This is a genomic window from Sulfurirhabdus autotrophica (assembly GCF_004346685.1).
Classification (GTDB): domain Bacteria; phylum Pseudomonadota; class Gammaproteobacteria; order Burkholderiales; family SMCO01; genus Sulfurirhabdus; species Sulfurirhabdus autotrophica.
In genome coordinates this window covers 449,381-471,278 of sequence record NZ_SMCO01000001.1, presented here as the reverse complement: position 1 = coordinate 471,278, position 21,898 = coordinate 449,381, and the positions used below count along the sequence as shown (strand labels likewise).

The 21,898-nt window shown below is 46.5% G+C and carries 17 protein-coding genes; 14 read left to right on the top strand and 3 right to left on the bottom strand.

Annotation, left to right across the window (positions count from 1 at the left end; translation table 11 throughout):
* Positions 1-105 precede the first annotated feature (105 nt).
* The 3 genes from EDC63_RS02305 to pdhA all read right to left on the bottom strand — a co-directional run bounded on the left by EDC63_RS02305 (position 106) and on the right by pdhA (position 5,277).
* Positions 106-3,084, bottom strand: a complete 2,979-nt coding sequence (locus tag EDC63_RS02305; RefSeq protein ID WP_124947578.1) for an FAD-dependent oxidoreductase — start codon at positions 3,082-3,084, stop codon at positions 106-108.
* 104 nt (positions 3,085-3,188) lie between these two features.
* Positions 3,189-4,172, bottom strand: coding sequence for an alpha-ketoacid dehydrogenase subunit beta (locus tag EDC63_RS02300; RefSeq protein WP_124947579.1), 984 nt, complete (start codon positions 4,170-4,172; stop codon positions 3,189-3,191).
* Between the two features lie 145 nt (positions 4,173-4,317).
* Positions 4,318-5,277: a pyruvate dehydrogenase (acetyl-transferring) E1 component subunit alpha gene (pdhA, locus tag EDC63_RS02295; protein ID WP_124947580.1), complete on the bottom strand. Its 960-nt coding sequence runs from the start codon at positions 5,275-5,277 to the stop codon at positions 4,318-4,320.
* A gap of 243 nt (positions 5,278-5,520) precedes the next feature.
* On the opposite strand from pdhA, the gene EDC63_RS02290 reads away from it, so the two are divergent.
* The 14 genes from EDC63_RS02290 (at position 5,521) to trpB (ending at position 21,893) form a co-directional block, all read left to right on the top strand.
* Complete coding sequence (locus EDC63_RS02290; RefSeq protein ID WP_132920871.1) at positions 5,521-6,948, top strand: M17 family metallopeptidase; 1,428 nt, start codon at positions 5,521-5,523, stop codon at positions 6,946-6,948.
* 280 nt (positions 6,949-7,228) lie between these two features.
* A complete protein-coding gene (gene aroC, locus EDC63_RS02285) occupies positions 7,229-8,338 on the top strand; it encodes a chorismate synthase (RefSeq protein WP_124947581.1) in 1,110 nt (369 codons plus the stop codon).
* A 124-nt stretch (positions 8,339-8,462) separates the two neighbouring features.
* Positions 8,463-9,617, top strand: a complete 1,155-nt coding sequence (locus EDC63_RS02280) for an MFS transporter (RefSeq protein WP_124947582.1) — start codon at positions 8,463-8,465, stop codon at positions 9,615-9,617.
* Between the two features lie 78 nt (positions 9,618-9,695).
* A complete protein-coding gene (gene leuC, locus EDC63_RS02275; RefSeq protein ID WP_124947583.1) occupies positions 9,696-11,105 on the top strand; it encodes a 3-isopropylmalate dehydratase large subunit in 1,410 nt (469 codons plus the stop codon).
* Positions 11,106-11,124: 19 nt separating this feature from the next.
* Positions 11,125-11,268: an entericidin A/B family lipoprotein gene (locus EDC63_RS02270; protein WP_370685884.1), complete on the top strand. Its 144-nt coding sequence runs from the start codon at positions 11,125-11,127 to the stop codon at positions 11,266-11,268.
* 2 nt (positions 11,269-11,270) lie between these two features.
* Entirely contained in the window at positions 11,271-11,909 is a 639-nt protein-coding gene (leuD, locus tag EDC63_RS02265; protein WP_124947584.1) for a 3-isopropylmalate dehydratase small subunit, read from the top strand.
* A gap of 123 nt (positions 11,910-12,032) precedes the next feature.
* Positions 12,033-13,097, top strand: coding sequence for a 3-isopropylmalate dehydrogenase (gene leuB, locus EDC63_RS02260; protein WP_124947585.1), 1,065 nt, complete (start codon positions 12,033-12,035; stop codon positions 13,095-13,097).
* A gap of 78 nt (positions 13,098-13,175) precedes the next feature.
* On the top strand, positions 13,176-14,288 hold the full coding sequence (gene asd / locus EDC63_RS02255) for an aspartate-semialdehyde dehydrogenase (protein WP_189836544.1): 1,113 nt from the start codon (positions 13,176-13,178) through the stop codon (positions 14,286-14,288).
* A gap of 113 nt (positions 14,289-14,401) precedes the next feature.
* Positions 14,402-15,427 (top strand): aspartate-semialdehyde dehydrogenase, encoded by a 1,026-nt coding sequence (locus EDC63_RS02250; protein WP_124947586.1) that lies wholly within the window; start codon positions 14,402-14,404, stop codon positions 15,425-15,427.
* Between the two features lie 146 nt (positions 15,428-15,573).
* The gene (locus EDC63_RS02245; RefSeq protein ID WP_124947587.1) at positions 15,574-18,513 is read left to right on the top strand and encodes a FimV/HubP family polar landmark protein; all 2,940 of its coding nucleotides are present in this window, start codon (positions 15,574-15,576) and stop codon (positions 18,511-18,513) included.
* Between the two features lie 55 nt (positions 18,514-18,568).
* A complete protein-coding gene (locus EDC63_RS02240; protein ID WP_124947588.1) occupies positions 18,569-19,186 on the top strand; it encodes a CbiQ family ECF transporter T component in 618 nt (205 codons plus the stop codon).
* Entirely contained in the window at positions 19,183-19,965 is a 783-nt protein-coding gene (truA, locus tag EDC63_RS02235; RefSeq protein WP_124947589.1) for a tRNA pseudouridine(38-40) synthase TruA, read from the top strand. The genes EDC63_RS02240 and truA overlap by 4 nt, the downstream gene beginning before the upstream one ends.
* A 118-nt stretch (positions 19,966-20,083) precedes the next feature.
* On the top strand, positions 20,084-20,707 hold the full coding sequence (locus EDC63_RS02230; RefSeq protein WP_124947590.1) for a phosphoribosylanthranilate isomerase: 624 nt from the start codon (positions 20,084-20,086) through the stop codon (positions 20,705-20,707).
* Positions 20,694-21,893: a tryptophan synthase subunit beta gene (gene trpB / locus EDC63_RS02225; RefSeq protein ID WP_124947591.1), complete on the top strand. Its 1,200-nt coding sequence runs from the start codon at positions 20,694-20,696 to the stop codon at positions 21,891-21,893. Before EDC63_RS02230 ends, trpB begins: the two co-directional genes overlap by 14 nt.
* Positions 21,894-21,898 lie beyond the last annotated feature (5 nt).

Below are 21,898 nucleotides of genomic sequence, written 5' to 3'. Positions count from 1 at the left end.
TTATTGCCGGAAATATGAAAGTTGGGGGGTAAAAAGCACCGCAATGACATGGAATAAACCAGAACTTATCTTCATATTAGGTTTGTTCCATGTCATTTTAGTTGCTTAGGCTTTGGCTTTAGATGTTCTCCGTAGCCGTGCCTGCAATCTTCTAGCCAATTCCCCAAATAATTCAGTCTGGGTTGGGTGTGGATGAATCGCTTGTGCAGCCTGTGTCAGCGTTATGCCGGCAGATACCATCATAACGGCCTCGCCAATCAAAGTATCGGTATGGTCAGCCAGGAAATGTACGCCGATGATTTTTTGTGTGGCTTTATCAGCTACAAGCTTGATCATGCCTTGAGTTTCCAGGCTGATCATGGCTTTAGCGTCAATGCTCATAGGCATTTTTGCTTCAACAGCGTCTATGCCTTTGGCTTTCGCTTGTGCAACAGATAACCCGACAAAACCAGCTTCTGGACGGCTGAAAATAACACCGCAATCCAGATCCTGATTATATTTGAGTGTTTCGCCTGTCAGGTTGGCTGCAGCGACGCGGCCTTGAGTAGCAGCAGTATGAGCCAGCATATAACCACCGATAACATCGCCTACGCCATAGATGTGCGGTACATTGGTGCGGCACTGGGTGTCTGCTTTGATTGCGGCACCATCCAGAACCACGCCGGCTTTCTCCAGATTGAGTGCAGCGGTGTCCGGCCGTTTGCCGGTTGCCATCAACACGTAATCACAAGCAAAGGTTTCTTCTGTACCTTCTGCATTGGTGTATTTCAAAGCCATTTTGCCTGGTTTGCCAGAAATGTCGATGATTTTGGCAGAAGTTTCAACTTTGAATTCCTGCTTCAGGATTTCATTCAGGTGTTTGGCAATTTCCTCTTCAACTTCCATGAGAGGGCGGTCTTTGCCTTCCAGCAGAATCACTTCTGTTCCGAAATCGTGGAAAATCTGGGCCATCTCAATACCAATGGCACCACCACCAATTACCCCCAGTTTTTTTGGCGGCTTCGGCAAATTCCACACAGTGTCGGAGGTGATGACACCACCTGTAGCCAGGCATTCTTTAGCACCTGGAATAGGGGGCACAAATGGAGGTGCGCCAGTGGCGATAACTGCGGCACCAAACGTCATTTTGTATGGCTTGCCTTCAGCAGGTTTGATTTCAATGGTGTGATCATCAACGAAGCTGGCAAATCCTTCCCTCACGTCAATTTTAACGCCTATGTCGGTTTTAAGTGCCATTTCACCGCGGGTTTGAAGCACGGATTTACGATGGGTTTCCAGTGCATCCCAGGCAAGTTTAGGCTTGTCTGTGCCGGTTATACCAATGGCTGCATCATGAGTTCGGTTGCGGATGATATCCGCAGCGTGACGCCATGCCTTGGACGGTATGCAACCACGCCACAGGCATTCACCACCAGGTAGCGGAGCATTGTTGATCATGGCGACTTTAACGCCATGTTCAACCAGGTCACGGGCACAATCTTCTCCGCCAGGGCCGCCACCAATCACAACAACTTGTACATCCCAGTTGCCTTCAGGAATTGGAGATGCCGGTGCTTGTGAACCTTCGGACATCCAGGTTTCAGGGCTTTCAATAATTTTCTTGAGATCAGCTAAATAAGCAGCAACATGCGCCCCATTCACTACGCGGTGGTCAGCGGTGATGGTGACTGGCATGCCTTCCGGGCCATTTGCTGCAATGGCCATGATTGCAGCAATTCCTGGAGTTGGAATGGCTGTGAAATGGGTTACACCAAACATACCCATATTGGAAATGGTAAAGGTCGGGTTCGCATATTCTGCTGGAGCGAGTTTGCGCATACGGGCGCGTGGCATCAAATCACTCCACTCTGCCTGTAATTGCTCAAGTGACTTCTGTTCTACATTGTGCAGGATAGGAACGACGAGCCCGCCGCCATCTGCAGCTACAGCCAAACCAAAATCGTGGTTGGTTCTTTCAACGATTTTGTCGATAGGTTGATAGGTGCAATTCAGCATGGGATGCTTTTGCATTGCCACTGAACAGGCTTTGGCAATGGCTACCGTGACTGAAATACTGCGCGCTTTAGCTGCTGCAATCAATTTCTCCGGTTTGATGTTGAAAGTTGCATGGAATGTAGGAAGTGTCAGTGCGGCAGTCATGGAGTGGGCGACAGCTTTTTCCATGGATGTCATGGCGCGGCCTTGTCCAGGTACCTGCACTTGAGGCAACTGATGGGCAACTTCGGCCATGCTTGGTCGGGATTTGGCTACATCGGCCGAGACAATTACGCCGTTAGGGCCCGTTGCAGAAACCTGATTCAGATCCACACCCATCTGAGATGCAATCTTGCGGGCATAAGGGCTGGCATAGCGGTTAGCAGGGCGGGCAGCTGGTTTTGCACTGGTTTGCGGTATTTGGGAAATATCTGTTTGAACCACTGACTGAGGTGCAGTAACAGGTTTTGAAACCGCTACATGTTCTGTTTTTGCAGATTTTTCGGCTACCTGGTGATTTGCTGAAATAGTGACTTCTGATGTGCTGACTTTTTCTTGATCAGCGACGATGAAAGCCATGGGGTGACCCACTTGAATTACACTATCAACCCCTGCTAGCGGACCGGATAAAAAGCCATCTGTAAAAATTTCAACATCCATGATGGCTTTGTCTGTTTCAACCGTAGCCACAATGTCACCACGGGAAACTTTGTCTCCAATGGCTTTATCCCATGTCACCACTGTGCCTTCCGTCATGGTGTCTGAAAGCTGAGGCATCAGGATGGGGGTGCCTGAATCGTGAGGGACGATTTCGACAGATACCTTGTTGGTGACGACTTCGTCTTCCGCAACGGATACATCGCCCTGGGTGTCGCTGATATAGCCAAGCGCGCCACCCACTAGTACGGTTGCGCCAACTTCGACCATCGGGCCTACGAGGTAACCCTCAGTAAATACTTCGACATCCATGATGGCTTTGTCTGTTTCAACGGTGGCGACGATGTCGCCACGAGATACTTTATCTCCGGGATTTTTTTCCCACGTAACAACGACACCTTCTGTCATGGTGTCGGATAGCTGCGGCATAGTGATAACGTAATGTGCAGACATGCTGAATTCCTAGTTGTGTTACAGGACGCGGATTTTCACAGATGTGCGCAGATTCTAGGGGTTTCCTGGTCAATCAGCGCGCATCTGCGTCCAATGTTGATATGTTACGCTTTGCCAAACATCTTCAATACTGCCTTGACCACATCTTCATGATCAGGGATCGCTGCTTTTTCAAGCTTGTGGTTGTATGGAATCGGCACGTTGACTGCATGCACACGCACAGGTGCGGCATCCAGTTCAAAAAAGCACTCTTCATTAATGATGGCCATGACTTCAGAACCAACACCAACCGGTGCTTCATCTTCTTCTATAACGATTGCGCGGTGCGTTTTACTGACAGATTTTTTGATGCCGGCACGGTCAAGCGGAGAGAGCGAATAAAGATCTACGATCTCCGCGTTGATGCCATGCTGCTTGGACAGAATTTCTGCCGCCTTAATACACCAGTGTACGGAAATATTATAACCGAACAAGGTGACGTCCGTACCTGCGCGAGTCACTTCAGAGCCTTCCAGAGGCATGAAGTATTCTTCGTCAGGCACTTCGCCTTTCATGTTGTACATCAGCTCATGTTCGTTGATAAATACAGGATCATCTGAACGGACCGCAGATTTAAGCAGACCATAAGCCTGTTTTGGGTTGCTAGGCGTGACCACGCGCAGGCCAGCAATCCCCATAAATACTTTTTCCATACGTGCAGAGTGTTGGGCACCTAGCTGATGAGCTGTTCCGCCTGGAGAACGGATTACCACTGGCGAAGTTAACTGACCTCCGGACATGTAGCGTACTTTCGCTGCCGAGTTAAAAATCTGGTCCATGGCGAGCCAGGCAAAGTTGACTGACATGATTTCAATAATGGGGCGCACACCCAGGAACGATGCACCAATACCCAGGCCGGTATAACCGTTCTCGGAAATAGGGGTGTCCATCACGCGAAGGGGGCCGTATTTTTCAAACAGACCTTTGGTCGCTTTATACGTGCCACCGGCAACGCCGATATCTTCACCCATACAGATGACTAGCGGGTCGCGGGCCATTTCTTCATCATGGGCACGCTGAATCGCTTCCCAGTACATAATTTCTGCCATATTGTTATCCTTTCAATCTTTTGCTACATAGACACAGAGGCACGCAATCTTACTTGTAGAAGTACATCGTTAAACAGGGTTGAGTTTGTCAAACCTTGCTTTGCAATGAACTCACTTTGTCTCTTAGTCTCTGTGGTTAATATATTTAAGCTAACACGTATTTTTCGAGGTCAGCTACATCCGGTTCCGGTGACTCTTCAGCGAATTTGATGACTTCGTTTTCGATGTAAGCGTCGATTTCTTTTTCCATGGTAGTGTATTCGTCCATGGAGAGTGTTTTTGCATCGAGCAGACGATCACGCAGAATCAGAATCGGGTCGCGTTGCTTCCACAGTTCCTCTTCTTCGCGAGTACGGTAGCCGCGGGAGTCAGACATGGAGTGGCCGCGATAACGGTAGGTCATCAGTTCAAGGAAATAAGGCCCTTTTTTACTGCGTACATGATCAACCGCCTTTTTGGCGTGTTCATAAACAATGTCGAAATCCTGGCCATCGCACTGCGCAGCTTCAATGTCGTAGGCGCAGACACGCTTGAACTGATCAAGAACGGCTGTGGAGCGATGAATTGCTGTTCCGATACCATATTGGTTGTTTTCGCATACAAACAGGACAGGCAGGTTATACACTTTAGCCATGTTCATGGTTTCATGGAATGTGCCCTGGTTGTTGGCAGCGTCACCCAGGAAGCAAATTGCAATTTCATCGCCGCCTTTCAATTGAATGCCTTTTGCGATGCCGGCAGCGAGTGGAAACGGACCGCCAACCAGTGCGTAGCCGCCCATGAAACGGTGTTCTACGTCGAAAATATGCATGGAACCACCGCGGCCTTTGGAGCAACCGGTTTCTTTGGCGTACAATTCAGCCATTACAGCTTTTGGGTCAGTACCACACAGCATGGCATGGATGTGATCGCGGTAACCGGTGATCACATAATCTTCTCCTGGGCGAGCTGCTTCCATTACAGCCGTTGCACATGCTTCCTGACCAGGATAGAGGTGCATGAAACCACCAATTTTGCGTTCGATAAACGCTTGGTAACAGCGTTCTTCAAAGCGGCGTGCTAGCACCATTCCGCGCAGGATGCGTTTTTTATCTTCCAATTTCATGGGTAATTCCTTATTAATTAATCCTTGCGCCGAGCTTGTGCTTTCAGTAACTTGCCTTAAAGCCCGGCAAATAGCGATAATTCTTGCTACTTCTTTGTTCCTGCTTGTAATTTGCCTTGTTGGCTAGCTGAATAAACTTGCTATCATTACCAACTTAACCGTTTTGGTCAAGTTTTTACTGTAGCCCATAGGGTGTCTTTGGGGGTGCGTGTGGTTGAAAAATTAATACAAAATCAAAAGGTAATGTCGGAAATTAATGGTGGCGAATATTCGCATATTCTGTTTGTTTTACCAGTCAGAGAAAATGGCTTAGCTGGGATCGCAATTCCCTACCATGAAAAATTGAATGCAGCGGTCACTCGTCGCGGTATGAAAATGAATGAATTGATCGAAAATCCAATCAGTTGCGATCTTGACCATGGTGCGATGGCTGTATGGGTGATGCTTGATATCAGCAAATCCAGGTTTGAACAATTGACCATTATGCGAAAAGCGCTTGATTTGCTGTTGACGGAACATCCGCAGCAATTGGCTATTAGCGTTTATGGTAATGAAAAGGAAAGGCGAAATGCAGCATCTGTTGGACTCTACACAGCTTGGGTGAATGGGGCGCGTTTGATGGTACGCAAAAAGAAGATGCCTCCAAAACCCCTGAAGAGTATTACTTTATTTGGTTATAAAGATCCCGGGAAATTTGCAGATTTGAAGGCAAAGGCGGATGGAAATCTGCTTGCTCGAGAGTTGACTTTGCTACCTGCAAACGAACTGACGCCGGGACTTTATCGTGAACGAATTCGTCACCTTGCAAAAGTAAATAGCTGGAAAGTAATTGAATTTGATATGAAAAAACTGCGCAAGCTGAGTGCAGGTGCTTTTGTTGCGGTTGCACAGGGCAGCGCTGATGAAGATGCTGCAATTGTGCGCGTTCGTTATACCCATAAAGATGCAAAAAAGACAGTTGCGCTTGTAGGTAAGGGCATTTGTTTTGATACGGGCGGGCACAATCTGAAACCTGCCAAGTATATGCATGGCATGCATGAGGATATGAATGGTTCGGCAGTCGCATTGGGAATATTGCTGGCTGCAACGCGTCAAAAACTGCCTGTTAATATTGATTGCTGGGTAGCGCTTGCGCAAAACCATATCAGTCCTAAGGCATACAAACAAAATGATGTGGTAACAGCGTTAAACGGCACGACCATTGAAATTATTCATACCGATGCGGAAGGGCGCATGGTGCTGGCAGATACGCTGACGCTTGCTTCTAGTGAGAAACCTGATTTCATGATTGATTTTGCAACTTTGACAGGCAGTTGCGTCACTGCTCTGGGTAATCGATATAGTGGTGTTTTCAGTAATCGGGATGCGTTAATAAGCAAAGCACTGGATGCGGGCATCGAATCGGGTGAACGGGTTTGTGCGTTCCCGATGGACAGCGACTACGAGGTTGCCCTGGACAGCAAAGTGGCAGATATCAAGCAATGCACTCTGGATGGTGAGGCTGATCATATCCTTGCGGCCAAGTTCCTGCAGCGTTTTGTTGACGATACTCCCTGGATACATATGGATCTGTCTGCCAGCCGTTGCGATGGCGGGTTGGGAGCGGTGGCTAGCGATGTTACCGGGTTTGGTGTGGCTTGGGGAATGCGCATGTTGAAGCTAACAGAATGACCTATGAGATTATGTGGTTAGTCGATATGCAGCATACAAACGCTCAACCAGAGGTTTGGGCTGGGTAAATCAGGTGTAGGTGATTTTGGATTGCAGTTCATCTGGATTGCCTGCAACAGCCATTAATATGGTTTTCACTGAGATTGAAAATATGAAACACAAGCCTTGTTGCGTATTACGAATCCAATGGACCAAAATTTTCCTGCCAAGACGCTCATTGGATTGAATCTGCCTATGTTAAACTGCTAATCAACTTTTATTTATTGCGAGATGAATAGCGATGTCGGGAAATACCCTAGGCAAATTATTTAGTGTGACTTCTTTTGGTGAATCTCACGGCCCAGCGATTGGTTGTGTTGTAGACGGTTGTCCTCCAGGAATGGCTTTGTCTGAAGAAGATATTCAATTAGATCTGGATCGCCGCAAGCCGGGTACTTCTCGCCATGTGACCCAAAGACGGGAATCCGACACGGTTGAAATCTTGTCGGGCGTGTTTGAAGGCAAAACTACCGGTGCGCCGATAGCGTTATTAATACGTAATGAAGACCAACGCAGCAAGGATTATGGAAATATTGCTGAAACGTTTCGTCCGGGGCATGCCGATTACACATACTGGCAAAAATACGGTATCCGCGACTATCGTGGTGGTGGACGTTCCTCTGCGCGTGAAACTGCAGTGCGGGTTGCGGCGGGTTCCGTCGCTAAAAAGTGGCTGCATGAACGGTTCGGTGTCACGATCCGTGCTTATCTTTCACAGTTAGGCCCAATCGTTGTTCCCTTCAATAGCTGGGACAAAGTCAATGACAATCCCTTTTTTGTGGCGGATGAAAGCTTTGTTCCACAACTGGAAACCTATATGGATCAGTTGCGCAAATCCGGTGATTCCATAGGGGCTAAAATCAGTGTAGTGGCAGAAAATGTTCCCGTGGGCTGGGGTGAACCTGTCTATGACCGGCTGGATGCTGACCTTGCATATGCGTTAATGAGTATTAATGCAGTCAAAGGGGTCGAAATCGGTGCCGGATTTGATTGTGTCAATCAAAAAGGCACTGAACATGGAGATGAACTGACACCAGAAGGTTTCTTGAGTAATCATGCTGGTGGTGTTCTGGGGGGTATTTCTACCGGGCAGGATATCATTGCGCATATCGCGATCAAACCCACTTCGAGTATCCGTTTGCCCCGTCGCTCTATAGATAAGGCGGGTAATCCGGTCATGGTATCCACGGAAGGGCGGCACGATCCCTGTGTGGGTATTCGCGCCACACCTATATCGGAAGCAATGGTCGCTATTGTTCTGATGGATCAGGCTTTGCGTCATCGCGCGCAAAATGCGGATGTGGTGTGCACGACGCCGAAAATTCCCGGCTCAGTTAAAAAAGCTGATTAACCGTAGAGGTACGGAGGACTTCGGGTACGTACGGTTAGACAATACGACGTATCAATTTTTCTACTTGCCAGCTTTGGTTTGAAGAATTCTCCGTGCCTCAGCGCTTCTGCGGTGAAATAATTTTATGCAAAACTTGCCTTACTGGCGCCTTTCTGGCTTTTACTTCTTCTATTTCGCCTTCGTCGGCGCTATGGCTCCATTCTGGGGCCTATATCTAAAATCGCTCGAATTTAACGCTTTTCAGATTGGCGTACTGATGTCTTTGCTTCAGGTTATGCGAATTTTTGCGCCTAATATCTGGAGCTGGATTGCTGACCGTCATGGCAAGCGGGTTTTGATCGTACAGATTGCAGCAATGGCCAGCATGGCAAGCTATATTGGTGTGTTTTTCGGAACCAGTTTTCTCTGGTTGTTTATTGTGATGTCACTGATGAGTTTTTTCTGGAGTGCATCACTGCCTCTCGTTGAAGCGACTACCCTCAGTCATCTGGGCAAAAAAACCGACCAATACGGTAAAATTCGCCTGTGGGGTTCAATCGGCTTTATTCTGGCTGTAGTCGGGTTGGGCTATTTGCTGGATTTCATGCCGATCCGCTTTTTACTATGGGCAATATTGGGAATGATGGCAGGGTTAGTTCTTTTTTCCCGTTATATCCCCGAAGCGCAGATGATTGCCCATGAAACAGACCATCTTTCAGTCTGGCACATCATAAAAAAACCAGAAGTATTTATATTGATTGCAGCCTGTTTTTTGATGGCAGCTGCACATGGACCATATTACACCTTTTATTCGATTTATCTGGTGGATAACGGCTATAGTAAAAGCAGCGTGGGTTGGTTGTGGGCATTAGGCGTTATTTGTGAAATCGCCGTATTTATCTGGATGCCGAAGCTATTTCGCATTTTCACGCTGCAGCAAATATTGCTGTTCAGCTTTGCCATGGCGGTGTTGCGTTTTCTATTGATTGCATGGGGAGTGAAATGGTTAGGGGTAATCCTGTTTGCACAAATTCTGCATGCTGCCAGTTTTGGCTCTTACCATGCATCTGCTGTAGCTTTGATACATCACCACTTTAAAGGTAAACACCAATCCAAGGGGCAAGGTATTTACAACAGCGTAGCATTTGGTGCCGGTGGTACACTTGGCGGCCTGTATAGTGGGTACAGCTGGGATTCGCTGGGGCCTAATGTGACCTTCACCATTGCATCAGGTTTTGCATTTCTTGCAATGGTTCTGCTGATCTGGAAGGTGGGATTAAATGATAAGCAGGTTGCATGATGAACAGTTTGTAACCACGGGCTCTACCCCTTCGATCACCATTATGTAATAATTTACTATTTTATTGCCCCAACCATTATGAGCAAGCAAACCCTTTACGATAAATTGTGGCAGCAACATGTAGTGCATGAGGAATCAGACGGAACAGCATTGCTGTATATAGACCGTCATTTGGTGCATGAAGTAACCAGCCCCCAGGCCTTTGAAGGGTTACGCCTTGAAGGTCGCAAGCCCAGGCGGATTAACGCTAATCTCGCTGTGGCTGACCACAACGTTCCTACAACTGACCGCAGCCATGGTATTGCTGATCCGATTTCACGATTGCAAGTGGAAACACTGGACCAGAATTGCGAAGAATTCGGCATCACTGAATTTAAAATGAATGACGTGCGTCAGGGTATCGTGCATGTTATTGGACCAGAGCAGGGTGCGACACTTCCCGGAATGACCGTGGTATGCGGAGATTCCCATACCAGTACTCATGGCGCTTTTGCAGCACTGGCCCAAGGTATCGGTACCAGCGAGGTTGAACATGTCCTGGCGACGCAATGTTTGCTCCAGAAAAAATCCAAAGCCATGCAAATACTGGTTGAGGGTACCCTTGGAGCTGGTGTCACTGCAAAAGATATAGCACTCGCGATTATTGGGCATATCGGAACAGCAGGCGGCACAGGTTTTGCTATCGAATTTGCAGGCAGTGCCATTCGCAGTCTTTCCATGGAAGGGCGCATGACACTGTGCAACATGGCTATTGAAGCTGGTGCGCGTGCCGGAATGGTCGCTGTTGATGACACAACCATCGATTATGTAAAAGGTCGCCCCTTTGCACCAAAAGGGGAAATGTGGGATCAGGCTGTCACTAACTGGCGTTCTTTGGTGAGCGATCCTGAAGCGCAATTTGATAAGGTCATCAAAATGGATGCCGCCCAGATCTTGCCACAGGTTACCTGGGGTACTTCACCAGAAATGGTTACGACCGTAGATGGTAAAGTACCTGACCCTGCAAAGGAAAGTGACCCAGTAAAGCGCAGCAGTATTGAACACGCGTTAAAATATATGGGCTTGCAACCTAACACACCTATCACTGACATTCAGATTGACAAGGTGTTTATTGGCTCATGCACCAACTCCAGAATTGAAGATTTGCGCGCGGCAGCAGATGTGGCGCGAGGCAGGCATATTGCTAAAAACATTAAATTGGCAATGGTGGTGCCAGGATCTGGACTGGTAAAAAAGCAGGCTGAACTGGAAGGGCTGGACAAAATATTCGTGGCTGCAGGTTTTGAGTGGCGTGAGCCGGGCTGTTCCATGTGTCTCGCAATGAATGCGGACAAACTTGAGCCAGGTGAACGCTGCGCATCGACTTCCAATCGAAATTTTGAAGGACGCCAAGGGCCAGGGAGTAGAACGCACCTGGTTAGCCCGGCAATGGCTGCTGCTGCGGCTATTGCCGGGCATTTCGCTGATGTTCGAAATATGCCGGCATAACACTTTTAGGAGCAGTTTCATGTTGATGAAGAAAGTATTTTTGTTTGTGTTAACACTCTCTGTGATGGGTTTGGCAGGTTGTAACACTGTGGAAGGTTTTGGCAAGGATGTGTCCAAGCTGGGCGACAAGATTGAAAAAAAAGCTGACGAGAAAAAGAGGTAGTAATGGATAAGTTCACTCGGCTTGATGGTTTGGTTGCACCCCTTGACAGGGCCAACGTTGATACGGATGCAATCATTCCCAAGCAATTTCTGAAGTCAATTAAACGTACCGGGTTTGGCCCCAATCTATTTGATGAATGGCGCTATCTTGATCATGGCGAACCTGGTATGGATAACCCCAATCGCCCCGTTAACCCCGAATTTGTTCTGAATCTGGAACGCTATCAGGGTGCGCAGGTGCTATTGGCACGTGAAAATTTCGGCTGTGGTTCATCTCGTGAACATGCGCCCTGGGCTTTGGAAGATTTTGGTTTTCGTGCCATTATCGCGCCAAGCTTTGCAGATATTTTCTTCAATAATTGTTTTAAAAACGGAATATTGCCCATTGTGCTGGATGCGCAAGATGTAGATATGTTATTTCGTGAAACGAGTGAAATAGAAGGTTATCGTTTAGCAATCGATCTTGAAGCACAAACGGTGACCACGCCATCGGGGAAGGTATTTGCATTTTCGGTGGATGCGTTTCGTAAATATTGTCTGCTGAATGGATTGGACGACATAGGTTTGACACTGCGTCACGTTGATAAAATCAAGGCTTATGAAGATAAACGTCAGCAAGAGGCCTCCTGGCTGTTTACTTGATTTTGGTTTAAAGCGCTTGGTTCTGAAATTGCGGATATAACGCCTGCACGTTGTGGTTTGAATTTTTAAAGGAGGTGGTTTATCGACACCTCTTGGTTTCACAGATATTGATTAGGAAAAAATATGAAAATTGCGGTTTTGCCAGGTGATGGTATTGGTCCGGAAGTGACCGCTCAAGCGGTTAAGGTTTTAAAGGCAATACAAAGCGATGGCTTGAAATTTGAAATGGAAGAAGCCCCTATCGGAGGTGCAGGCTATGATGCAGCCGGCGATCCTTTGCCAGAAGCGACGCTCAAGTTGGCAAATGCTGCCGATGCGGTTCTATTGGGAGCTGTAGGGGGTTACCAGTATGACAAGTTGCCTCGTCCGATGCGCCCTGAACAAGGACTGTTACGTATTCGCAAAGAATTGAATTTATTTGCGAATTTACGCCCCGCTATTTTGTATGAAGAGCTGGCTGATGCCTCTTCTCTCAAACCGGAAATTGTAGCCGGCCTGGACATCATGATAGTGCGTGAGTTAACTGGTGATCTGTATTTTGGTCAGCCTCGCGGGATTCGGGTGAATGCCAATGGTGAGCGTGAAGGCTTTAACACCATGCTCTATAGTGAGTCTGAAGTGCGACGCGTAGCACATACAGGTTTCCAGATAGCGATGAAGCGCGGGAAAAAAATGTGTTCGGTTGAAAAGGCAAATGTGCTGGAAACAAGCGAACTCTGGCGGGAAGTGGTGCTGGAGGTGGCTAAGCAATATCCGGAAGTTGAATTGTCTCATATGTACGTAGATAACGCAGCCATGCAGCTTGTGCGTAACCCCAAGCAATTTGATGTGATTTTAACGGGTAATATATTTGGTGATATTTTATCTGATGAAGCCTCTATGCTGACAGGTTCCATCGGTATGTTGCCGTCTGCCTCACTGAACGAAAATAATAAGGGTATGTACGAACCGATACATGGTTCTGCACCCGATATTGCTGGCAAAAATATTGCTAATCCATTAGCAACTATTTTGTCGGTTGCCATGATGTTGCGCTACACCTTTAACCAGGAAGAAAGTGCCTTGCGTATTGAAGCTGCGGTAAAAAGCGCTATTTCACAAGGCTATCGTACTGCGGACATCTACGTGGAAGGGACAAGAAAGGTAGGTACCGTTGAAATGGGTGAGGCGGTAGTCGCAGCATTGTGATAGTTGTGACCATTTCAATGAAAAGGTATAACGCTCAGCCTTTTCTGTGATGAAAGAATTTTTTGATTTAGGGAATTTATGATGCGAGTAGGTCTGATTGGATGGCGTGGTATGGTTGGTTCGGTACTCATGCAGCGCATGCAGCAGGAGAAAGATTTCGACCTGATTGATCCGGTTTTTTTCACAACCTCCAATCCTGGCGGAAAAGGTCCCAATATTGGAAAGGATGTTCCTCCACTCAAAGATGCCAAAAATATCGTAGAACTCAAGGCAATGGACGCCATCATTTCTTGTCAGGGTGGAGATTACACCAGTGAGATTTACCCCCAACTGAGAAATTCTGGCTGGAAAGGCTACTGGATTGATGCTGCTTCAACACTACGCATGAAAGAAGAGGCGATCATCATTCTTGATCCAGTGAATAAAGATGTGATCAAGAAAGGGCTTGCTAGTAATGTAAAAACCTATGTTGGTGGTAATTGCACGGTTAGTCTCATGTTGATGGCGATAGGTGGTTTGTTTGATAAGGGACTGGTTGAGTGGATCAGCCCTATGACATATCAGGCGGCTTCTGGCGCTGGTGCACGTAATATGCGTGAATTGATACAGCAAATGGGCGCAATCAACGGTGAAGTAAAATCGCTGCTTGATGATCCCGCTTCGGCTATTCTTGAAATCGACAAAAAAGTAGCTGACTTTATCAACTCCGATCGCTATCCTGTCGAAGCCTGGCCTGTTCCATTGGCCGGGTCGTTGATTCCATGGATTGATGTTCAGCTTGAGTCAGGTCAGAGCAAAGAAGAATGGAAAGCACAGGTTGAAGCAAATAAGATTCTTGGTAGTAGCGCCAATCCGATTGCGATTGATGGTTTGTGTGTGCGTATTGGTGCAATGCGTTGCCATAGCCAGGCATTAACCATCAAAATGACCAAAGATATTCCCCTGGATGAAATCAACGATATCATCGCCAGTCACAACCAGTGGGTGAAGGTAATACCAAATGATCGTGAGCTGACAATGAAAGCACTCACGCCAGCCGCAGTGACCGGTACACTTAACGTGCCTGTTGGGCGAATGCGCAAATTGACCATGGGGCCGCAGTATCTTTCTGCCTTTACTGTAGGCGATCAACTTTTGTGGGGTGCTGCAGAACCCTTGCGTCGCATGTTGCGTATTTTGATAGAAGCTTAAACCATTTCTAAACTTTTTCAGTTTTTAGTCGTTATCACTTCAGTACCCTTGCTGAACAACCCAAATGGGCTGCTCAGCAAATTCTCACTCACTTATTCAATAGGTTTTAATTAATGACCAAACAATACGATGTCGCCGTTCTGGGTGCGACTGGTACAGTCGGCAATGCGATAATCGAAATTCTGGAAAGCCGGTCTTTCCCTGTACGTAATCTTTTTCTATTGGCATCAAGTCACTCAGCTGGAGAAACAATCCATTTTCGTGATGAAGAGATAACTGTGCTGGATGTTGCCGAGTTTGACTTTTCAAAAGTACAAATTGGCTTGTTTTCGGCTGGTGATAGCGTTTCTAAAGAATATGCGCCCAAGGCAGTGGCTGCAGGTTGCGTGGTAATTGATAACACTTCTGAATTTCGTTATGAAGACGATGTGCCATTGGTTATTCCTGAAGTTAATGCGCACGCCATCGGGCAGTATAAAAATCGCGGTATTATTGCCAACCCGAATTGTTCGACGATTCAAATGCTGGTTGCACTGAAGCCAATTTATGATGCTGTGGGTATTGCCCGTATTAATGTGGCCACTTATCAGGCAGTTTCAGGCACAGGAAAAGAAGCGATTGAAGAATTGGCTCAGCAAACAATGGGGATTTTTAACCAGAATCCTCATGATCCCCATATTTATCCCAAACAGATAGCATTCAATGTACTGCCACAAATTGATGTGTTTATGGAAAACGGCTACACCCGAGAAGAAATGAAAATGGTGTGGGAAACCCAAAAAATTCTCGAAGATAAAACAGTGATGGTTAATCCTACAGCGGTGCGTGTACCCGTATTTTTTGGGCATTCAGAAGCCGTGCATATTGAAACATGTAAGAAAATTTCTGCTGAAGCCGCTACCACTTTGCTGGAAAATGCACCTGGTGTAGCTGTGTATGACGAGCGTGTGCCTGGTGGTTATCCAACGCCATTTACCGAAGCCGCTGATAATGATCCCGTGTTTGTAGGACGCATTCGCGAGGATATCTCACATCCTATGGGCCTTGATTTATGGGTGGTTTCAGACAATGTGCGTAAAGGGGCGGCGCTTAATAGTGTACAGATTGCTGAAATTCTGATTAAAAAATATTTAATGTAAATGGCAATGTGAGGTCAAAGATTAGCTTGCATCTCTAACTTCATGATGTTAAGTTATAACTTGGCTCGAAATGCGCACATAATTTATGAAAGAGTGAGACAGGATTTTTTACAAATCCATGCCAAAGATTAATAGAGGGTGGCGACGTGCAAAAATATATCATTAGAAAAAGTCTGATAGCAGCGGGATTGTTACTATTACCTTTGTCAGCGAATGCGGCTGGGTTAGGAAAATTAACAGTAACTTCAGCGCTTGGTCAGCCATTACGGGCAGAAGCCGTCGTAATGGCTGATCAAAAAGAAGATGTAGCTTCATTCGTCGCCAAATTAGCGTCGCAAGAAGCATACCGCGACGCTAAACTTGAACGGGCTTCAGTTCTTTCCAGCCTTAAATTCAGTGTTGAAAGAAAACCAGGTGGGCAGGTTTATCTCAGAATAACCTCAACTGCGCCGGTAAATGATCCCTTCCTGGATATGTTAATTGAGTTGAACTGGTCATCGGGTCGTTTGCTGCGCGAATACAGCGTGTTATTAGATCCACCAGGTTTTGGTGAAGGTCAGTCAGTATCACCAGTAGCCGTCCCCCTGGTAAAGGCAATATCCACGGAAGCGCCAATTGCTAAGCCAAAATCGGATATGTCAGAAGGTGCTGCACCTGCAACTAAGCCGGTTAACGCCGCTAAGTCTTCCAAAATGACTCCCGCTGAGAGAACATTCCCTAAACAAAAAGCGGCAAAAACAGAAGATTCCGGTGTTTCCCAGACTGCATCACCACAAGAAGCGGAAAATTATGCTGTAAAGAAAGGCGATACCTTAAGCAAGATCGCCGGAAATCTGAAATCAGAAGGCGTTAATCTGGATCAGATGCTTGTCGGTCTGTATCAAAACAATAAACAAGCTTTTGCAGGTAATATGAACCGCCTGAAAACGGGTCAGATATTGCGCGTACCAGAAGCTGAAAAATTGGCCGCAATCGATAAGTCAGAAGCAGCAAAAGAAGTAAAAGTACATTCTGCGGACTGGAATTCTTACAGGCAGAAACTTGCCGCTGTTGTAGCGGGTTCTGAAGTCGAGAAAGAAAAGGCACCGACCCAGACAGTAACAGGGAAAATTGCTTCTGCGGAAGATAAAGCAGCCGCTAAGCCTGAGCCAAGCAAAGACGTACTGAAACTTTCCAAGGGTGAAGTGGTAGCAGGCAAGGGTGCTGCTGCAGGTAAGAATGAGAAAGGTTTGCAAGATAGAATTCATTCGCTGGAAGAAGAAGCAACAGCGAAAGAAAAAACAATTAAAGAATCCAGTTCACGTATTTCAGAATTGGAAAAAAATATCAAGGAAATGCAAAAGCTTTTGGATGTTAAGAGCCAAAATCTTGCTGATTTACAAAAGCAGGCTGCTGCAACTAAAGAACGTCCAGCAGCAGTGCCGCCAGTTACAAAGCCAGCTGAAGAAGTGAAACCTGCGCCTGTAGTAGAAGCTAAACCAGCAGCGGAACCTGCCCCCGTTGTTGCAGAAAAACCAGCTGTAGAGGCTAAGCCAGTTGAAGCAACAAAATTAGAGCCTGAGAAAAAACCTGAACCAGAAAAAATTACACCTGTAGAGCAAGCCAAGCCAGCAGAACCAGTAAAACCTGCTGCATCATGGTATGACGAGATAATTGATAATCCGCTGTATCTGGCAGGTGGTGCAGGTGCTGTGTTGCTTGCAGGCCTGGCAGGTCTGTTTGTGGCAGGTAGCAGACGTAAAAAGAAATTGACCAGTTTTGAAGACAGTATTATGACTGGTGGTGATTTGAAACCTAATACCGTTTTGGGTAATACCGGTGGTGGCGTGATTGATACGGGTGATACTTCCTTCCTCACTGATTTCAGTCAGGCAGGTTTGGGTACGATTGATACCAACGATGTTGACCCCATAGCTGAAGCAGAAGTTTATATGGCTTACGGCCGTGATGCGCAAGCTGAAGAAATTTTGAATGAAGCGATGTCTAAAGATCCAAACAGGCATGAAATTCAACTTAAATTGCTGGAGATTTATGCCTCACGCAAGAATGCTCAGGCATATGAAACATTGGCTAGCGAACTGTATGCAGCTCAAAGTGGCAAGCCTGGAGCAGTGTGGGAAAAGGCAGCAGAAATGGGTCGGGAACTGGATCCTAAAAATCCGCTTTATGCAGCTGGTTTTGCTTCTTCTGAAGCGCACGGTGAGTCCTCCAAAGAAGATTCCGGCCTCGTGAAAGCAGGAATGGTTGCGGCTGCGGTGGCTGGTACAGCAGGTGCGGTTGCTGAAATGAGTGATATGGTAGATGACACAACGCCAGACCTCGATTTCTCTCTTGATGCTGACACAAATATGGTGGTTGAACCTGAAGAAGCACCGTTATTTGAATCGGAAAGTGAGAATGAAGATGAAGGAATCCTGAATTTTGATATGGAATTGCCAGGTTCCGATGTTGAGGCTGAAACTGGTATTGCTGATGCATTAGAAGAATCTCCTCTTGATGTAGAAGAGCAGCCACAAGCTGATGCACCCGTTCTTGAGGATTTTGGTTTGGATTTTGATATGGATACTATCATTCCTCAAGCCTTGGAAAAGAAACAAGCTGCAGCTCAGGAAGAACAAGAAGCTGAGCTTAATTCAAACGAAGATGCATTTGAATTAGGAAGTAATCTGGACCTTGAATTGCCTTCGGAGTCTGATATTGGTCTGGCTCCTGTGTCTGAAGAAGAAGCTATCTCTCTTGAAGCGCCCAGCGATGATTCGGATTTGGACTTCGACTTTAATTTAGATGAGGAATCTCCAGAACCTGCTGAATCTACACAAGTGCAGCAATCAGAATCATTGGGACTGGATCTTTCCGGAATTACCCTGGATATGGATGAGTCTCCTACAATCGCTGCGCCAAATGTGGAAAGCAAGGTTGAAAGCGGCGATCATTGGCAGGAAGTTTCTACCAAACTGGATCTGGCAAAAGCTTATGTAGAAATGGGTGATGCTGAGGGCGCCCGTGAAATTCTGCAGGAAGTTGTGAGCGAAGGAGACCAGCAACAACAAGACGATGCAAAATCCCTGCTTGCTGAATTAGGTTGATTTTTTTGCTGGCTACCCATTCGGGTAGCCAGCATTGAATGTTAAAGCGCTTCAAATGTCACTCCATGCTGCAACCAAGATTGCTATGTGGTTGATTCTGGCAATTTTTACTCAATGGATGCAACCCTCGTCTTTACTGATTTTGAGTTTCATCTTGCTGGTGCTCCTGGTTTATTTCAAAGCAAATGAATTTTCTCGCCTGATTCGTCGAACTCGCTATCTACTTATTTCACTACTATTGATTTATGGATATGCCACACCCGGTGAATTAATTTATCCAGCGGCAGGGATTTTTAGCCCGAGCTTAGAAGGTTTGCAATTAGGTTATGTGCAAGCGTGGAGATTACTTGTATTGCTTGCAGGCCTCGCGCTATTGTTTCGTACTACCCCCCGAAATGACTTGTTAAGTGGGCTGTATATACTGATGACTCCGCTTAAATATTTAGGTGTCAATGTTGACAAGATTGCAGTTCGCATATGGTTAACATTGCAATATGCCGATCTGCCCATACAGAAGGGAAGCAGGAAGTCGTGGCGCGAAGTTTTTGAAATGTCGGAAAGAACCCAGATTAAAAACGAAGAGCTGATTCTGACGGTTGACCGATTTAATTTAATTGATTTAGTGGCAATGGTAAGTGTTATGGCGCTGGTTTTGGGTTTGTTGAGACTGTGAGAATTGCACTTGGAATGGAATATGACGGGAGCCATTTCTGTGGTTGGCAAAGTCAGCCTTCAGGGTGTGGCGTACAAGACATACTCGAACAGGCGCTGACACAAATTGCTTGCCACCCGATACGGGTGATAACGGCCGGTCGAACAGATACAGGTGTGCATGCATTTGCCCAGGTTGTTCACTTTGAGACTGATGTTGCGCGCGCTGACACGGCCTGGGTTCGTGGTGTAAATGCTTTGTTACCTAAATCCGTTTCCATACAATGGATGCAATTGGTGCCTGATGAGTTTCACGCGCGTTTCAGTGCGATGGATCGATGTTACCGTTATATATTACTTAATCAGCCTGTGCGGCCCGCAATTCTTCAGGGGAAGGTAGGTTGGTACCATGCACCACTGGATATTGTGAAAATGCAGGAAGCGGCAAACATGTTGATAGGTGAGCATAATTTCAGTGCTTTCCGTGCAGCTGAATGTCAGGCTAAATCCCCGGTTAAAAATTTGCGCAAGCTTGAGATTACTCAGCATGGCAACTATTTTATTTTTGATCTTTGTGCAAATGCCTTTTTGCATCATATGGTGCGTAATATAGTGGGTAGTTTGATTTATGTGGGAAATGGTAAACAAGTGCCTTCCTGGATGAAAGTGCTTCTTGAATCTACCGACCGTAAAAAAGCTGCGCCTACATTCGCTCCTGATGGTCTGTATCTTGCAAAAATAGCCTATGACCCTAAATTTCAATTGCCAGAATTCGCCAACTCTCACCTGTTACTGGCATAATCGCTTTTTTAGTGTTTTCAGTAACGCTGTATTTCTTCGGAATTGATTGAAGAAAATATGATGCTTTCTGATGCGCATATGCAACGTACTGTAAAACGTCCCATAGCCGGATAGAATTATGCAAACCCGTGTTAAAATTTGTGGCATCACGCGCGTTCAGGATGGGCTATTTGCATCTGAAGTTGGTGCGGATGCAATTGGTCTGGTGTTTTATCCTAAAAGTCCTCGTTTTGTGACTTCTGATCAAGCTGATACCATTCTTCGAAATTTACCTCCATTTATTACCAATGTAGGTCTTTTCGTGAATCCAACGTCTGAGGACGTTCTGGATATTATGGGCCATGTCAGACTGGATTTGTTGCAATTTCACGGAGAAGAATCGCCTGAATTCTGTGAACAGTTTGGCTTGCCTTATCTGAAAGCAGTCCGAGTCAAACCGGGTATAGATTTGGTACAATACGCCCTGGCTTATTCGAACGCAAAGGGTTTGTTGCTGGATGCATTTGTAGAAGGCACCCACGGTGGGACAGGGAAAAGCTTTGACTGGAGCTTGATTCCAGATCAATTATCCTTACCCGTTGTGCTTTCAGGTGGGTTGAACGCAGCAAATGTGATGGCTGCAATACAGCATGTCAGACCCTGGGCGGTAGATGTAAGCAGCGGGGTAGAAGCCTCAAAAGGGATTAAGGACGCAGCTCAAATGGCTGCGTTTATGAAAGGAGTGCGTGATGCAGATGTATGATAAACCGGATGAAAAGGGCCATTTTGGTCCCTATGGTGGTATTTTTGTTGCTGAAACCTTAATTAAGGCATTGGATGAACTCAGATTGCAATATGAGTTTTATGCCAAAGATGCTGAATTTCAAGCAGAGTTTGCGCGCGAACTAAAGCATTATGTAGGGCGTCCGAGCCCAATTTATCACGCAAAACGCTGGTCTGATGAATTGAGTGGCGCACAGATTTATCTCAAGCGTGAGGATTTGAACCACACTGGCGCACATAAGATCAATAATACCGTCGGGCAAGCGCTTTTGGCACGCCGAATGGGCAAACCGCGCGTGATAGCAGAAACCGGCGCTGGCCAGCATGGTGTTGCGAGTGCAACCGTGGCGGCGCGGTATGGCTTGGAATGTGTCGTGTATATGGGCTCTGAAGACATCAAGCGTCAGGCCAGTAACGTTTATCGCATGAAACTGCTAGGGGCTACAGTTGTGCCTGTTGAAAGCGGTTCTAAAACATTGAAAGATGCACTGAACGAGGCAATGCGAGATTGGGTAACGAATGTTGAAAACACCTTTTATATTATTGGCACAGCTGCAGGTCCTCATCCTTATCCTATGATGGTGCGAGATTTTCAAGCAGTGATCGGTCAGGAAGCCAAGCTTCAGATGGTCGAAATTGCCGGGCGTCAGCCAGATGCGTTAATTGCCTGTGTGGGTGGTGGGTCTAATGCGATAGGGCTGTTTTACCCATACATTGAAGAGGCTGATGTGCGGTTGATCGGTGTGGAAGCCGGTGGGTTAGGTTTAAACAGTGGTAAGCATGCTGCACCGTTATCTGCAGGTACACCAGGCGTTCTGCATGGAAATCGTACTTATCTTATGCAGGATGATAATGGCCAGATTATTGAAACACATTCTATTTCTGCCGGCCTGGATTATCCAGGTGTCGGCCCGGAACATTCGTATCTGAAAGACAGCGGTCGTGCTGAGTATGTTACTGTCACAGATAATGAAGCACTTCAGGCATTCCACGATCTGTGCCATTTTGAAGGTATTATACCGGCACTTGAGTCCAGCCATGCCCTGGCCCATGCAGCCAAAATAGCACCGACCATGAAAAAAGATCAGATTTTGCTGGTTAATCTCTCTGGTCGGGGAGATAAAGATATGGCAACAGTGGCTGAGTTGTCTGGCCTCCAGTTTTAGGAAAA